The organism is Actinomyces sp. W5033 (genome assembly GCF_051303165.1).
This window is the reverse complement of the sequence record NZ_JBPPGD010000002.1, coordinates 15,564-31,463: the sequence shown is the minus strand read 5'-3', so window position 1 is coordinate 31,463 and position 15,900 is coordinate 15,564. Positions and strand designations below refer to the sequence as shown.

Below are 15,900 nucleotides of genomic sequence, written 5' to 3'. Positions count from 1 at the left end.
TGCTGAGGCTCCGGCCAGTGTGCCGGTCACCTTCCGCTGGCAGGGCCAGGCCCGCGTCAGAAGACAACCGGCCAGTCCGCAAGGCACTGGGTGAGGGTCACGTGAGCGCTCGTCATCGTCTCTACCGTGCGGGTGTAGTCCGGGTCCGGGGTCGGCGCACGTCCCTCGGCCATCGCTTCCTGAACGGACTGGCGGTCCGAGAACTCGACCACCTCGCCACTGGACAGACGCTCGAAGGCCTGGATGTACTCGCGCAAGGCCTCGCGAGCACCTGTCGCGATGGCCTCACCACCCGCCGCCTCGTCGAGCTGGGCGCCATAGCCGTCCTCGAGTGCCTGGGCGAAGGCGCCCCAGAGGACCGGCTTGTCGGCGGCACCGTCGGGGGCCGCCGTGAAGGCCTGCCCCTGGGGCGTCTCGGCCAGGGCGGTGAGCAGCACGCCGTTCATGGCGGCGCACCGCGGCGAAGGAGCCTCGAAAGGCGCCAGCGCGGCGGCCGTGGAGAGGGTCTCCTCGGCCGGGCGGTCCGTGCCAACGGAGGCCGCCGTCGGTCTGGGCGAGGCGGAGCCCCCGTCACCGCCCGAACCGGAGGCGCAGCCCCCCGCAGTTGCGAGGGCGAGAAGGGCGGCGGTGACGGACAGCAAGGCGGAGCAACGTCTCATCCCCTGAGGCTAGTACGTCACCACCGCAGGCCGACGTCTCAAGAGCGGTAGCCGAGCCAGGCGCCGCTGGCGGAGAACTCCGATAAACGACCTGCGATCCACACACGCCCTGTCGCCATGGCACCGGAGGAGGTCAGGAAGTACCAGACACCTCGGTCGTGGACCCAGCCCGTGGCCATGGCGCCGGAGGCCGTGAGGTAGTACCAGGAGCCGTTGTCCTGCACCCAGCCGGTCGCCATAGCACCGGACGGCCGCATGTAGTACCAAGAGCCACCGCTGAGGACCCAGCCGGTCGCCATGGCACCTGAGGCCGTGAGGTAGTACCAAGCGCCGTTTTCCTGCACCCAGCCGGTCGCCATGGCACCGGAGGGATGCATGTAGTACCAGACGCCGTTGTCCTGCACCCAGCCGACGGACATCGTGCCAAGAGCACTGAAGTGGTACCAGGAGCCCTTCTCCTGCAACCAGCCCGTGGCCATGACCCCCGAACCGTGGAAGTAGTACCAGTAGCCCCCCACACGGTTCCAACCGGTGGCCATCGCACCTGAGGAGGTCAGGTAGTACCAGGTGCCGTTCCGGTCCAACCACGTGTCCTCAGCAGCCTCAGCGCTGGCACTGAACCAGTAGTACGTGCCTGCCACCTGCCTCCAACCATCCTGGGGCGCGGGCACCCCACCCTGGTAGGCCACGACGTGCGGACTGGAGCTGCCGCGTCGGTAGACGACCGCCTCTGGGACACCGTCGAGGGACACACCGGACTCGTCCATGGTGAACACGACGGCTGTGTTCCCGGTGGCCCGGACCTCCTCGGCCGTGTACCACTGGGTGCCCAGACGGTTGAGGACCGCGACGGTGTCCGAGAAGAGGTAGTGGTAGGCGCCAGTCTGGAAGGCGAGCTCAGGCTTGAGGACCTCGAGGAAGTGCTCCGAGTTCGAGGTGTAGGTCCCATGGTGGCCAAGCTTGAGGAAGTCAACGTCGCCGATCTGATCTGCGATGCGGTCCTCCGCACCAGCGGTGTTCTCGATGTCCCCCGCGAGGAAGGCTGTCTTCCCGTGGGCCGTGACCTTGACGCCCCAGCACATGTGGTTGGCGTCCGGCACCGGGTTCGTCTTGTAGTCCTCGCCGTAGTTGACAATCTCGATGTGCATGTCACCGAAGTCGAAGTCCGGGGAGGCGGCCTGTCCCTCGGCTGCCGGCACCACGGGCGCCCCGGGGCTCAGGTGCTGGATGAGCGCCGCACCATACTCGTCATGAGCCTGGTGTGCCGCCGAGATCATCTGGTCGTAGACGTACTGGTTGTCCCACAGGCGCCCAGGATTCGAGATCCATGCGTCCGAGTACTCGGGGGTGTAGACCCTCCTCGGCTTGTACCTGGAGATGACCGTGTCCGCGGTACCGATGTGGTCCGAGTGCGCGTGCGTACCCAGATAGAACTCGACATTCGTCTCGTTCACCCCAAGCTGGTCGAGGTAGCTCCACAGAATGTCCTCATAGTCCAACGCCGGGACGATCCCGGGCCGCCACGGGTACCGGGGGTCGCTGCCGTCAGGGAAGTCCCGGTCCTCACCAGAGTCGACGAAGGCAAAACGCCCGTTGCTCTCGAGGATGATCGCGTCCGAGGCGGGAAAAGCCATGATGTGGATGGCCTCAACTCCGTCCTCCTCGGCATGTGCCGGCGTCACCGGGACCACGCACACGAGCACTGCCGAGACCAGCACCAGGACCCACAACGTCGGTTGCAAGCCCCGCCTCCTACCCTCCCCGTGGAACCGAGCAGTCGCCGACATCACAGATTGAAGAATCACCACAGCACCTCGTGCACACAGGTGGAGCCAGCACCGGCTCCGAATTCCAGGATGGAGGATACCCCTCAGGTGTCACAGGTATAGGCAGGTCAGCGAGTCGGTCGGGCCCTCAGCACACGGCCCCACCACGGGGTAATCCCTGACGGAAGCGCGCAGCGATGACGTTGTCGAAGACACTCAGTGCCGAGCCGATCGCCATATGCATGTCGAGGTACTGGTAGGTGCCCAGGCGCCCGCCAAAGACCACGTCCGGCTCCTTGGCAGCCAGGGCCCGGTAGGCCAGCAGCCGCTCACGGTCCTCAGGCGTGTTGACCGGGTAGTAGGGCTCGTCACCCTCCTGGGCAAAGCGGGAGTACTCCTTCATGATGACGGTCTTGTCCGAGGGGTAGTCGCGCTCGGGGTGGAAGTGGCGCGGCTCGATGATGCGCGTGTAGTCCTGCTCGACGTCGGGGTAGTTCATCACCGAGGTGCCCTGGAAGTCACCTGTCTCGGGGTACTCGGTGGTGAAGTCGATGGTGCGCCATGACAGGGCTCCCTCGCTGTAGCCGAAGTAGCGGTCCACGGGCCCCGTGTAGACAACCGGGACCTTTCCGACGAGGGCCTTCTTGTTCCAAGGCTGTGACTCGTCGAAGAAGTCCGTCGACAGCAGCACGTCAATGTTCGCGCTGTCCACCATCTTCTCCAGCCAGGCCGTGTAACCGCCGGTGGGCAGGCCCTCGTAGGTGTCGTTGAAGTAGCGGTTGTCGTAGGTGTAGCGCACGGGCAGGCGGGAGATGATCGAGGCGGGCAGGTCCTTGGGGTCCGTCTGCCACTGCTTGCCGGTGTAGTCCTTGATGAAGGCCTCGTACAGGGGCCGGCCGATGAGGCTGATGCCCTTGTCGTTGAGGTTCTCGGGGTCCTTGCCGGCGAGCTCGCCGGCCTGCTCGGCGATGAGCGCGCGGGCCTCATCCGGTGTGTAGGAGGCGTGGAAGAACTGGTTGATCGTGCCCAGGTTGATGGGCATGGGGTACACGACGCCGTCATGGGTGGTGTAGACGTGGTGCACGTAGGACGTGAAGCTGGTGAAGCGGTTGACGTACTGCCACACACGCTCGTTGGAGGTGTGGAACAGGTGCGCCCCGTACTTGTGTACCTCGATGCCCGTGACCGGGTCCGCCTCGGAGTAGGCGTTGCCGCCGATGTGGTCCCGTTGGTCCATGACGAGGACCTTCAGCCCCAGCCCATTGGCGCAGCGCTCGGCAACGGTCAGGCCGAACAGGCCCGAGCCGACGACGACGATATCGTGGTTCACGCGCAGGCCTCCTGTGACTGTCCCAGTGGTCAGTCCAGGCTACCCGCACGCTCAGCCGCACCCAACGACCCGGTAGAGCGTGAGGGCTCCGGTCGGTGTCGCCACCGCCCCCACCGCCTCCATCCCCTCGGTCGGCCAGTCGGCCAGGCTCGCGTCCCAGCGCAGCGGCGCCCAGCTGCGGCCCCGGGCCTCCTCACTGCCGTCGCGCTCGACGTCGAGGTAGTAGCCGGCCCCGAGCTCCTCCAGGGCCGTACAGGCCTCGCTGCCCGGCTCGAGGACGGCGGGGGCGTCGGCGAGCCTCTGCTCGGCGCTGCCGGTGGCGGGCGCGACCCGCGTCGGGTAGACCGAGCCGACCCCGTGCTCGCTCCACAGGTACGTGCCCCCGAGCGAGGGCGCGGCGACGACGACGGCGCCGGGGGGCAGGAGGGCGGCCAGCTCGCCCTGGGCGGCGAGCTCGGCCCCGGTGGCCAGGGCGCCGTAGGCGATGCGCTCGTCGTCGTGGGTGCTGGCGGCCAGCTGCGCGTGCAGGGGCACGGCCAGCACGGCGGCTGCGGCCGTCGCCCCGACGAGGGCCGTGGCACGACGACGGCCGCGCGGGCCGTCCTGGGAGCACCAGCGTGTGAGGAGCAGGTGCAGGCCGCAGCCGGCGAGGACGAGCAGGGCGATGACGGCCAGAGGCTGCACCCGGGCCTTCTGGAGGTACCACAGGGCCCCCAGGGCCCTGCCGGTCCACTGCGGCCCGCCGGTGAGCACCACGAGCCCCAGCGTCAGCACCCAGGTGAGCAGGTGGAGGCGCAGGCCGCGCCCCCCGTGCCTGACGGCGACCGCGGCCAGGGCGAGCAGGCCGAGGCCGACGGGGAGCCCGTGCCAGGTCAGCGGCCCGTACTGGGGCGTGTCCATGAGTGACTGAGCGAGTGCTGCCAGGGCGCTGCCGCCGTCGCGCCCGTAGCCCAGGACGGAGGCCAGGGAGGCGCGCATGGCCCAGGCGCCGGCGGCTGCGGCCGCGAGCGCGAGGACGAGGACGGCCAGGACCCCACGGCGTCTCGCGCCGCCGGCCCGCAGGAGGCGGGCGAGCGAGGCGACCCCGAGGGGGGCCAGGAGTACCAGCAGGTTGAAGACGGCGCTGCCGTGCGCGAGCACCGCTCCCCCGGCAGCAGCGAGGGCCAGCAGGGCGGTGAGCAGCCGGGGGCGTCCCCACCCGGTGCGGGTGAGCGTGTGGGCCAGGGCGAGGACACCGGGCAGGCAGACGAGGGACAGGGCGTAGGGCCACACGGCGAGCGTCGTGAGGGTGACGGCCAGGGCGCTCGTCGCGGTGGCGGCCAGGGCGCTGGCCGCCAGGGTCAGGGCCCGTACCCGGCCACCGTGTGCGTCACCCTCGGGGGCGGCGCAGGCGGTGGCGTCGATGAGCCCCACGACCCCCAGCGGCCAGCACACGGCGCCGACGACGATGACGAGCACGTTGCTGGCCAGTGAGGCGGTGCCCGGCAGCAACGCGGCAACGCCGTGCCAGACCGTCGGGTAGTAGACGCGGCTGCCCTGGTAGAGCCTGGCGAGGCCGCCGAGGCTGGAGGCGTCGCCGTCCACGCGGACCGTCTGGAGCGCGGCGAGGTGGAAGACGGCGTCGAAGGCCTGGACGGGGGTGGCGAGCCCACCGGTGCCCCACCACAGCCCTGCTGCCCCGAGGACGACGGCGAGCGCCAGCCCGATGAGGAGGACAGTCCGGTCCGGACCGAGTCGGCTCTCTCCGCCCGTGGGCCGTGCGCCGTCGTCGGGCCCGATACCCACTGGGCCCGTACCCAGCAGCCGCCTGGCGGCCAGCACGAGGGCCGCGCAGCCACCGGCGAGGGCGGTGATGACCGCCCAACCGCCGCGTCCCCAGGCCAGGTGCGCGGCGGAGGCCAGGGGCTCGGCCACGCCGATGACGGCGCAGGACAGGCCCGTCGCCACCGATGCGGCGGCGACGCCGCGCAGACCGGCGGCACGGGCGATGAGCCAGCCGGGGGCGAGCAGCAGCAGGAGGCCTCCGATGAGGGCGCCGAGCGCCGTCGCCGCTGTCACGGCCTCAGGACCCCAGGACCGGGCGGGCTCATACGCACCCCGCCCAGGCCACGGACCTGCCTGCCGGTCTCACTCACCGCCGCCGATGACCAGGCGCGGGGTGCCCGCCCACAGGGTGGGGTCGGTGACGCGCCGGCCGTCGAGCAGCAGGCGCACGCCCGGAAGGTCCGCGGGGGTGAGCGTGGCGTACTCGGGGTGGTCGGCCTGGACGATGGCGACGTCCACCTCCTGCCCCAGGTGGTAGGGCGTCCACCCGAAGGCGGCGAGCTCGTCGTCGCGGTACATGGGGTCCTGGACCAGGACGGTGGCGCCCTTGTGACGCAGGGCCTCGACGGTGGGGAAGACGCCGGAGAAGGCGGTCTCCTTGACCCGGCCGCGGTAGGAGGCGCCCAGGACCACCACGCGCAGCCCTGCCAGGCCCCCCAGGACCTCCTCGGCGCGGGAGACGACGTAGCCCGGCATGGTGGCGTTGAACTGGCGGGCGGCGCGCACCACGGTGGCGTCCGGGTCCGTGGACAGGTACAGGCGCGGGTAGACGGGGATGCAGTGCCCGCCCACCGCGATGCCGGGGCGGTGGATATGCGAGTAGGGCTGGGAGTTGCAGGCCTCGATGACGCGCTCGATGTCGAAGCCGGCCTTGTCCGCGTAGACGGCGAACTGGTTGGCCAGGCCGATGTTGACGTCACGGTAGGTGGTCTCGGCGAGCTTGGCCATCTCGGCGGCCTCGGCGGTGCCCATGTCCCACACGCCGTTGGGGCGCGCCAGGTCGGGGCGCTCATCGAAGTCGAGGACGCTGTCGTAGAAGGCGACACCCCGGGCGGTGCCCTGCTCGCTCAGCCCGCCGACGAGCTTGGGGTAGCGGCGCAGGTCCTCGAAGACCCGGCCGGTCAGCACCCGCTCGGGGGAGAAGACGAGGTGGAAGTCACGACCCTCGACCAGGCCGCTGACCTGCTCGATCAGGGGCTTCCAGCGTCCTCGGGTGGTGCCCACGGGCAAGGTGGTCTCGTAGGACACGAGGGTGCCGGGGCTCAGGTGGGCGGCCAGCGAGCGGGTGGCGTCGTCCATCCAGGTGAAGTCCGGCTGCCAGGTGGCGTCGTCAACGAAGAGGGGCACGACGAGCACCACGGCGTCGGCACCAGGGATGGCCTCGGCGTAGTCGGTGGTGGCGCGCAGCGCCCCGGCGGGCACGAGGCGGGCGAGCTTGTCGGCGAGGTGGGCCTCACCGGGGAAGGGCTCCTGGCCTCGGTTGACGGCCTCGACGGTGGTGGCGTTGACATCGACGCCGATGACCTCGTGCCCCTTCTCGGCGTACTGGACGGCCAGCGGCAGCCCGATCTTTCCCAGGGCGACGACGGCGATGCGCATACGGGCTCTCCTCACGCCGGACGGCTCCGGCTCAGTGGGCCCAGGATAGCGAGGATCAGCGCGGGGCCTCGTCGCAGGCGGTGATCTCCCACACGCGGGCGGTGCCACCGACGTCCAGCAGGCGGAAGCCCTTGGAGGTGTCCACGTAGTACAGGCCCGGGCGCAGGCTCGCCAGCCACACGCCGTTGAAGAACTGGCTCGAGTCCTCGTAGAAGTACCTGATGGAGTGCGCGCGCAGCACCTCGCACACGTGCGGGTCCCTGTGCAGGGCGTTGAGGTGCTGGCGCAGGTAGAACCCGTCCTCGTCCGACTCCGCCTGCCCGGCGAACATCCACACCGGCTGCACACCCGCCATGAAGGGCAGCATCGCGGTGCCGGCCACCGGGTCCCCGACGACGTAGGCGTCGTCGGGCAGCAACAGGGGCAGCCGCGTCATCATGGCGAGCTCCTCGGCGGAGGCCACGCGCCTCTGGTGCCCGATGTAGGGGGAGAAGGCCCCGACGACGTCGTGGCGCAGCGCCGGCGCCGTCGCGAGCGTGCCGACCAGGAGCAGCACCAGCGCCGCCCGCGCCTGCACCGGCAGCAGAGCGCGCCAGCGCTGGAGGAGGCCGCGCAGCCTCCAGGGCACCAGCCGGTGCAGCCCCAGCCCCGCCACCCGGCTGCGCACCACCCGGACGATGACCGGGGCCACGGCCGTCAGCCCCAGCGTCACAAGCAGGATGGCCGGCGCGGCCGTCATCGCCTTGATCCGGTGAGGGTTGTTGTAGAACACGCCTGTCATCGCGGACAGGACGGGAACCGGAGCCATCGCGGAGACGATGAGCGGCAGGCACGCGACCCAGGCAACCACCACCCCACGGTGTCGCCGGCGGTACAGCGCCGTCGCCGCGCCGGTGAGGCAGGCCAGGCCCATGGCGACCTGGGTGGCACGCATCGTCCAGCCGCCACCCCCGTAGAACAGGACGAGGGCGGAGACGACCTTCTTCCACGCGTGCGTCCACGTGCGCAGCGGACGGCGCCCGAAGTGCGCCTGCAACGGGCCGGGGAGCATGACAAGCGCCACGACGACGAGGACGACGGCCACCGCGAGGGCGGCCAGCCAGGCCCCCACGAGGCGGTTGTGCCGGTCCTCGGAGCGCAGCAGCCTCCAGGAGGCCAGCACCAGGCCCGTCCAGGCCAGGGCCGCCAGGGGCCAGCCGACGATGACAAGGGTCGCCGGGTGGGTGAGCATGAGGCCGGCTGCGGCCGGCACGATCGCCAGGACGGAGGTCAGCGCCCGCAGCCACCGCCGCTGGGACCACAGCCACCGGCAGCGACGGACCTGCGCCACGGCCCACGCCGCCACCGCGGGGCACGCCGCCAGCGCCAGGGCGTAGGGCCACACGGCCGTGTCCATGAGCAGACGCATGGGGAAGATCGGGATGAAGGCGCAGGCCCCCAGGGCCACCCAGGCGGCCCCGCGCACCTCGGGCAGGACGACTCGCACGAGGTAGAGCAGGCCGACGAGGTAGACGAGCGGAACCAGCAGGATCATGGTGTTGGTGGCGGGCACGACGCCCTCCCACCCCAGGGACACGAGCGTCGTGATCTCGTGCCACACCATCGGGTAGAAGCTCGATGTGCCGTCCATGCCGAACATGCCGGCGTTGCCGTTGAGCATGGAGGCGTTGCCCGTGTGCTCGATGAGCCACGCCTGGTTGTAGTGGTAGATGGAGTCCGCTGACTGGATCGGCACGCGGGGCCCACTGCCGGGCAGGACCGGTGCCAGCATGACCAGCCAGGTCGTGAGCACCGACGCCGCCGGCAGCCACCGGGGGCCGGCCAGCGCGGGCACCTGGCCGGTTGGCTCCCCAGGGGCGCCTCCTGCCGACCCGGCCTCGGCCACCCCCGCGGCGTCCACGGGCACGCGCGTCCAGCTGCGCAGTGTCAGACGCCGTCCCCGCAGCGCCAGGACGCACCAGCGCCCGACGGCGACGAGCAGCGCCCAGCCCAGCACCCAGGCGGTGACCGTCGGCAGGTGCCAGCGCAGCCCCACGGCGTTGAGGACGACGCCGGCGGTGCCCATCAGCGCGAAGGTGAGCGCGGGGGCGCAGGCGAGGGCCGCCAGGCGGCTGCGTGCGCCCGCGGCCAGCAGGACGAGCAGGCCGGGACCGAAGGTCACGACCACGAGCGCGGCCAGAAGGGGCAGGGCAGGGACCCAGGCGGTCACCGAGCCTCCCCCGCCGCCAGCCCTGGCCGGCGCTCGAGGACGACCTCCCGCAGGAGCCGGGCGACGCGCTGCCCCGTCGCCTCGAGGGAGCGGTGCTCACTGACCCAGGCGTGCAGGCGCTCACTGCGCTGCCGGCGCCCTTGGGGCGTGAGCGCGTCATCGGCGTCGAAGGCGGCCACGAGGGCGTCGGCGACGGAGCCGGGGCTGTGGTCGCTCACCCACCCCAGGTCGTGGCGCGCGACGTCCTCGACCACGGGCCCGCGGCCGGCGTAGAGCACCGGGGTCCCGCAGCCCAGGGCCGCCAGCACCTTCGTCGGGTAGGCGAAGTCGTAGCCCTGCCCCGGCTTGATGGACACCAGGGCGCAGACGGCTCCCCGCTGCCAGGCGGCCGCCTCGGCGGGCGGCACGGGTGGGTGCATGACGACGGCGGGGGCGCTGTCGTCACCGGGCTCAAGGGCGGCGGCCGCCTCACGGACCGCCTCCCAGTCCGAGCCCTGCCCGAGGAAGAGGACCTGAGCCCCGGGGCGGGCGGCGCGGAGCTGGGCGAGCGCGCGCACGAAGACACCCGCGTCCTGCCACTCAGAGACGGTACCCGCGTACACCGCGTACGGTCCCGTGAGCCCGAGCGCGCGCCGGCGCTCCTCGTCGGGAACCGGGCCGTCCGGGTCGAAGACGGAGGTGTCGATCCCGTTGGGAACAACCCGCACGTCCCTGCCGCCCAGGGCCCGCACGTGCTCGGCGACCTCCTCGTTGACGGCCACGACACGGGCGGCGCCGCGCACCGCGAAGGACTCCATGCGGCGCACTGCTGCCAGGACGAGCCGGGGCGCGCCGGTGGACTCGGCGGCGGCGGACCACACGTCCGGGGCGTACCACACGTAGGGCACGCGCCGCAGGGCACAGGCCAGGCGCATGACGACGCCCGTGGTCGGCGGGGGCTCGACGAGGACGGCGTCGGGGCGCGGCTGGGCGAGGAAACGTCCTATGAGGGGCACGTCGAAGGACAGGTAGGGCAGGTAGCCCCGCAGGTAGCCGCTGGCGTCGCGCAGCGCCGGCCAGCGCGAGACGCTCACCCCCTGAGGGTCCGCAGCGGGCGCCGTACCCGGCGGCGGGGCGGTGGTCAGCACCCGCACCGGGACGTGGTGGGCGGCGAGGGCGCGCTCGACCCCGTCCAGTCTCAGGGCGGCGGCGGCGGCCTCGGGCAGGTGGATGCGGGTGGCCAGGAGAGCGCCACCGCGTACGGGTCGGGACGGGGTCACGGCTGACTGCCTTCCTGGCTCTGGGATGTGGTGGGGTGCTCGGCGGGCGGGGCCCAGCCGGACAGGTCGAGGGCGACGCGCCGGGCACGGGCCTGCCAGGTCTGGCCCGGCAGGGCGCTGCGCAGGCGCTCCTGGACCGCCCTCAGACGCTCGGGGTGGGCGCCCAGCTCGCGCAGGAGGTCGGCCAGTGCGGCCTCGTCATAGGGAAGAACCCACCCGGCACCGAGGTCCTCGACGATCCGTGCGGCCTCGGTCCCGGCCGTCACCACCACCGGCAGCTCGTGGGCGAGGTACTCGTAGAGCTTGTAGGGCACGGCGAAGTCCCAGTACTCGTGCGGCTCGACGAGCAGCACGCCCAGGGCGCCGCGCCTGTACAGCGGCTCCAGGCCCTCGCCGGAGGCGTGGACGACCTCGTGGCGCCCGGGCACGAGCAGAGGCTCGTAGCCGCCGCGCACCTGCGCCCACTCCTCCTGGCGTGTGCACAGCGTCAGGTGGGTGCCCTCCACGGCCGCCACCGCACGGCACACGGCCTCGATGCGGTAGTTGCCGCCCAGGACGCCGACGAAGAGCAGGTCGAGGGGCCCGCCCTCCAGGTCCGGGCGCGAGGGGCTGCGCACGGCGTCGGGGTCCGCGCCCGGGGGCAGCGCGCTCGTGCGCGCCGGGTCGATGGTGGGCAGGTGCACGCTCATCGCCTCGCTGGGCAGGTACACGTGCAGGCCGGCACGGCGCCACTGGGCCAGCTCGGTGAGGTACATGGCGCGCAGCGCCAGGTCCACAGCCGGGTTGATGGACTGGCGGAAGCGCGGGAAGCGCCAGTACAGGTCCCGGTAGAAGACCCCCACCTCAAGGCCTCGCCGACGCGCGCGGGCGAAGAAGGCGGCGTCCAGGCGCGGGTGCAGCGGCAGGTGGCGCGGCTCGGTGAGCGCGTTGGGGATCGTCGCGTTCTCCGAGTAGACGAAGGCCGGCGGCAGCGAGGGCTGCGCACGGCGCTGGCGCTCGTAGGCCTCCAGGCGCCGCTCGGCGCGGGCCATGGCCCGCCGCCTGGCCGAGGCGTAGCCGGTGACCTCGACGACGTCGTAGCCCAGCTCCACGAAGGCCCGGCGCATGCGCAGGGGGCGCAGCCGGGAGGCTGCCGTCCTCTCGGTCAAGGGGTAGGGGGCGTGGAAGACCATGAGCGGGCGGCTGCGCCCGGCTGACGCACCAGGACGGTCGGTCACGAGCTCACTCCCTCCTGCGGCCGGCGCACGCCAGGGACCGCGGCCGGGCGCGGCGCGCGGGCCGGCGTCCCCGTGCGCACCAGGACGGCGTGTCACGGTGTGCCACACTAGCAGCCAGGCTTCACCGACGGACGAGGACACCGTGGACACCGACCTCTCGCTCACCTCCCCGGCGTGGACGCAGGCCGGGGACGGCCTGCACGTGCGCAGCGACCACCCCTGCGCCGGCCCGACCAGCCCCGAGGTCCTGCGCGACCACCCGGGCCGCCTGGCCGCCGTCGAGGTCACCGAGGACCACGTCACGCTCGCGGTGGACCGGCTGCGCTCGTGGCCGCTGTTCTGGGCCGTGGAGAGCTCGGGCTCACGCCTGCTCGTCAGTGACGACCCGGCCGCCCTGCTGTCCGGGCTCTCGGACCCTGCGCTCCTGCGGCCCGCCCTCGCCGAGCTGGAGGACGCCGGCTTCGTCACGGGCGCACGCACCCTGCTGCGCGGGGTCCACCAGGTCCCGCAGGGTGCTGTCGTCACCATCGACCGGCGCACCGGCCAGGCCCACCAGACCGACTACGCCTTCGCCGTCTACAGCGCCGAGGAGATCACCGACCCGCAGGACTTCGCCGACGCCTTCCTCGCCGCCCTCGACACGACGATGACGCGTCTGCTCGAGCGCACCGATGGCCGTCGCCTGCTGCTGCCGCTGTCGGGCGGGCTCGACTCGCGTCTCCTGCTGGCCTGGCTCCTGGCGCACGGCGAGGCCGGCCGCGTGGCGACCTTCACCTACGGGGTCGCAGGGGCGCGCGAGGTCGAGGTCTCCCGGGCCGTCGCCCAGGAGGCCGGCGTCGCGTGGACCACCGTGCCCTACGAGCGTGGCCCCCTGCTGGAGCACTGGCACTCGCCCGCCACCGCGGCCTTCCTCGCCGCCTGCCACGCCTGGTCCGCCCTGCCGCACGTGCAGGACTGGTACGCCCTGTCCGTCATGCGCGAGCGTGGCGACGCCACCGAGGGCGACGTCGTCGTGCCGGGCCACACGATCGTGGGCAACATGCATGACGAGCAGCTCCTGGACGAGCTGCCTGTGAGCCGGGCGACGGCAGCGCGCGCCATCGTCCGCCACCACCACGACCTTCAGGGTCGCCCGCAGCGGGCCGCGGGCGACCCGTGGGTGGCTGCTCCGGTGCGTGAGGCCATGTCCCTGGCGGGCTTCGACGGCTCGGGCCGCAGCCTGCGCTCGCTGCTGGAGGGCTACAACCTGCGCGAGCGCCAGACGAAGTACATCAACAACTCCGTGCGCGCCTACGAGCACCTGGGCATGGACTGGGCGCTGCCCATGCTCGACACCGAGGTGTGGCGCACCTGGCTGCGCGGCACCGCCAGCGCCACCGCCACCCGCGACCTGTACCGCCAGGTCGTCAACCACCTGTGGGCCAGGGCCACCGGCGCCTCGGGGCCGCAGTCCGCCTACTACGAGGTCACCCGCGTGGACCCGCGCACGAGGGCCGGTCTCAAACGCGCGCTGACCGCCACGCACCTGCTGCCCGTGGCCGAGAGGGTCTTCTCCACATGGTCCTCCCTGCACTCCGAGACGGCCTTCGACGCGCTGTTCACGGACGTCTCCCGCCCACGTGCGGCGGCGGCCCTGCTGTCGGGGCGCAAGACCCTGGGGTTGTGGACGCGGTCCTTCCTGCGCGACACGTGGTGCGACAGCGCCACGATCTTCCGCGACCTGCCCGTGGTGGACGCCTAGCGCGGCCGGACGGCGGGCCGGACGGTTCCGCGCCCGGCGGCCGCCGGGGCTCAGCCGCCCAGGCCGGCCGCTTGCTCGTGGACCCGGCGGTAGGCCACCCCGACCTGCCGGTAGGCGAAGCGCTGCCCGATGGTCGCGGCCACGTCCTGGGCGCTGACGCCCTCCAGGCGTCTGAGGGTGGAGGTGACGGCGTCGGCCCACACGGGCGCGGCGGATCCCGCCGGGACGACGCTGCCATTGCCGGCCTCGACGTACTCGACCTGGCCTCCGGCGTCGGAGACGACGACGGGCCGCCCGGCCACGATCGCCTCCGCGGCGGAGACGAAGAAGTTGTCGCCGCGGGTCGGTCCGAGGAACAGGTCGGCCCCCGCCAGCTCGCGCTGGACGCCGGCTGCGTCCAGGGTGCCCGTCAGACGCAGCCGGTCGGCGACGCCCAGCTGCGCCGCGCGGTCCTCGACCTGCTCGCGCAGGGGCCCGTCCCCGACGAGGGCCAGGCTCGCCCGCTGCCCCCGGTCGACGAGCTCGGCGAGGATGTCGACGCACATAAGGGGGTCCTTGCGCTCAATGAGGCCACCGACGCTCACGAGCCGCGGGCCCGGGCCACTGGGCCGGGCGGTGACCTCAGCGGGCGGCTCGACGACGCAGGGCACGACGACGGTCGGTGCCTCCGCCCGGGCCCGGCGCACGGGCGCAGCCAGGTACTCGCACACGGCGGTGACGACGTCGGGGCGGGTCAGCTCGTGGGTGACGAGCACCCGTCCCGCCCGCAGCGCGGCCGACAGCGTACCCGGGTTCGTCAGCCCCGACCAGTGCTCGGTGTGCACCCACGGCAGGTCCAGGGCGCGGGCCGTGTCCAGCAGCCCAAGGGGCAGCAGGGAGCTCATGGCCATGGAGTGCAGGACGTCGGCACCCTGAAGCAGGGCCGGCAGGCGCCGGGCCGCCCGGGCCACCGACAGCGGGTCGGCGGGGCGCATGGGCACGCGCAGCACCTGCAGCCCCTCGATGGTGGTGCACCGGGTGCCGTCGTCCTGGTGGGGCGGCACGAGGTGGATGATGCGCAGGTCCTGGCCCGCCTGGGCCATGGCCAGGCAGTCGCGCACGACGAAGCTGCCGGAGGAGGGGGCGACGGCGGTGGGGAGCCACGTGGTGACGACGGTGACGCGCATGCGTGGAGACTACAGGCGCCACCGACGGCGGGCCTCGGTAGGGTGAGCGGCATGCGCGTCCTCTCCGTCGTCGGGGCCCGGCCCCAGTTCGTCAAGCTCGCCCCCGTCGACGCCGCTCTCAGGGCCGCGGGTATCGACCACCGCATCGTCCACACGGGTCAGCACTACGACCCGATGCTCTCCGATGTCTTCTTCACCGACCTGGGCATCTCCTCGCCCGATGTGCACCTGGGTGTCGGCTCCGGCAGCCACGGTGTGCAGACGGGGGCGATGCTCGCCGCCATGGACGGGGTGCTCGACGAGCTGAGCCCGGACTGGGTGCTCGTCTACGGGGACACGAACTCCACGCTCGCGGGGGCGCTGAGCGCCGTCAAGAAGCACGTGCCGGTGGCGCACCTGGAGGCGGGGCTGCGCTCCTTCGACCGGGCCATGCCCGAGGAGGTCAACCGGGTCCTGACGGACCACGCGGCCGACCTGCTCCTGGCGCCCACGGCCGTCGGCGCCGCCCACCTGGCCGACGAGGGCCTGGCCGAGCGCACGGTCGTCGTCGGCGACGTCATGACGGACGTGCTCCTGACCCAGCGTGACGCCCTGGAGGGGACGCCCTCACCGGTGGCCACTGAGCTGGGGCTGACGGAGGGCTCCTACACCCTGGCGACGATCCACCGCCCTCAGAACACCGACGACGCCGGGCGCCTGGCCCTGGTGCTCGACAGCCTGGCCGGGGTGGACCACCCGGTGGTGCTGCTGGCCCACCCGCGGCTGGTGGCGGCCTGCGCCGCCCACGGGCTGGAGCTGGCCGACCGCGGCAGCCTGCGGGTGCACGCCCCCCTGGCCTACCCGGAGCTCGTCGCCTCGATGCTGGCGGCGCGGGGCGTGGTGACGGACTCCGGTGGCCTGCAGAAGGAGGCCTTCCTGCTGCGGGTGCCGTGCACGACGGTGCGGCCCGTGACGGAGTGGGTGGAGACGGTCGAGCTGGGATGGAACGTGCTCGCGGAGCCGGGTCCGGCCCTGGTGGTGGCGGCCTCACGCCCGCGCCCGGCGGAGCCCGCGGAGCGCGACGCCCACCCCTACGGCGACGGCCGGGCCGCCGAGCGCGTCGCAGCCGAGCTGCTGGCCCGGGCCTGAGG

General features: G+C 72.6%; 10 protein-coding genes and 2 pseudogenes. 2 read left to right on the top strand and 10 right to left on the bottom strand.

The features are described from left to right. Window positions 1–56 precede the first annotated feature (56 nt). From ACSJJR_RS01695 to ACSJJR_RS01655, 9 genes and pseudogenes are all read right to left on the bottom strand, one after another. Window positions 57–659, bottom strand: coding sequence for a hypothetical protein (locus ACSJJR_RS01695; protein ID WP_435941793.1), 603 nt, complete (start codon window positions 657–659; stop codon window positions 57–59). Between the two features lie 38 nt (window positions 660–697). Then, window positions 698–1,069: pseudogene (locus ACSJJR_RS01690) on the bottom strand (alpha-L-fucosidase); the annotation flags it as partial. Between the two features lie 6 nt (window positions 1,070–1,075). After that, window positions 1,076–2,293: pseudogene (locus ACSJJR_RS01685) on the bottom strand (MBL fold metallo-hydrolase); the annotation flags it as partial. A 280-nt stretch (window positions 2,294–2,573) separates the two neighbouring features. Then, window positions 2,574–3,755 carry a UDP-galactopyranose mutase gene (gene glf / locus ACSJJR_RS01680; protein ID WP_435941792.1) on the bottom strand — a complete coding sequence of 394 codons (1,182 nt, stop codon included), beginning with the start codon at window positions 3,753–3,755 and terminating at the stop codon, window positions 2,574–2,576. A 51-nt stretch (window positions 3,756–3,806) separates the two neighbouring features. Then, a complete protein-coding gene (locus ACSJJR_RS01675; RefSeq protein WP_435941791.1) occupies window positions 3,807–5,813 on the bottom strand; it encodes a DUF6541 family protein in 2,007 nt (668 codons plus the stop codon). Between the two features lie 69 nt (window positions 5,814–5,882). Beyond that, entirely contained in the window at window positions 5,883–7,178 is a 1,296-nt protein-coding gene (locus ACSJJR_RS01670; RefSeq protein ID WP_435941790.1) for a nucleotide sugar dehydrogenase, read from the bottom strand. Window positions 7,179–7,233: 55 nt separating this feature from the next. Beyond that, window positions 7,234–9,387: a DUF6541 family protein gene (locus ACSJJR_RS01665; protein ID WP_435941789.1), complete on the bottom strand. Its 2,154-nt coding sequence runs from the start codon at window positions 9,385–9,387 to the stop codon at window positions 7,234–7,236. Further along, window positions 9,384–10,646 (bottom strand): glycosyltransferase, encoded by a 1,263-nt coding sequence (locus tag ACSJJR_RS01660; RefSeq protein ID WP_435941788.1) that lies wholly within the window; start codon window positions 10,644–10,646, stop codon window positions 9,384–9,386. Before ACSJJR_RS01660 ends, ACSJJR_RS01665 begins: the two co-directional genes overlap by 4 nt. Continuing rightward, window positions 10,643–11,863: a glycosyltransferase gene (locus ACSJJR_RS01655; protein ID WP_435941787.1), complete on the bottom strand. Its 1,221-nt coding sequence runs from the start codon at window positions 11,861–11,863 to the stop codon at window positions 10,643–10,645. The genes ACSJJR_RS01660 and ACSJJR_RS01655 overlap by 4 nt, the downstream gene beginning before the upstream one ends. A gap of 142 nt (window positions 11,864–12,005) precedes the next feature. Between ACSJJR_RS01655 and ACSJJR_RS01650 the strand changes: the two genes are divergently transcribed. After that, window positions 12,006–13,604 (top strand): asparagine synthase-related protein, encoded by a 1,599-nt coding sequence (locus ACSJJR_RS01650; RefSeq protein WP_435941786.1) that lies wholly within the window; start codon window positions 12,006–12,008, stop codon window positions 13,602–13,604. Window positions 13,605–13,654: 50 nt separating this feature from the next. On the opposite strand, the gene ACSJJR_RS01645 is transcribed toward ACSJJR_RS01650, so the two are convergent. Beyond that, window positions 13,655–14,770, bottom strand: a complete 1,116-nt coding sequence (locus tag ACSJJR_RS01645; protein ID WP_435941785.1) for a glycosyltransferase — start codon at window positions 14,768–14,770, stop codon at window positions 13,655–13,657. 51 nt (window positions 14,771–14,821) lie between these two features. Between ACSJJR_RS01645 and wecB the strand changes: the two genes are divergently transcribed. Further along, window positions 14,822–15,898 (top strand): non-hydrolyzing UDP-N-acetylglucosamine 2-epimerase, encoded by a 1,077-nt coding sequence (gene wecB, locus ACSJJR_RS01640; protein ID WP_435941784.1) that lies wholly within the window; start codon window positions 14,822–14,824, stop codon window positions 15,896–15,898. Window positions 15,899–15,900 lie beyond the last annotated feature (2 nt).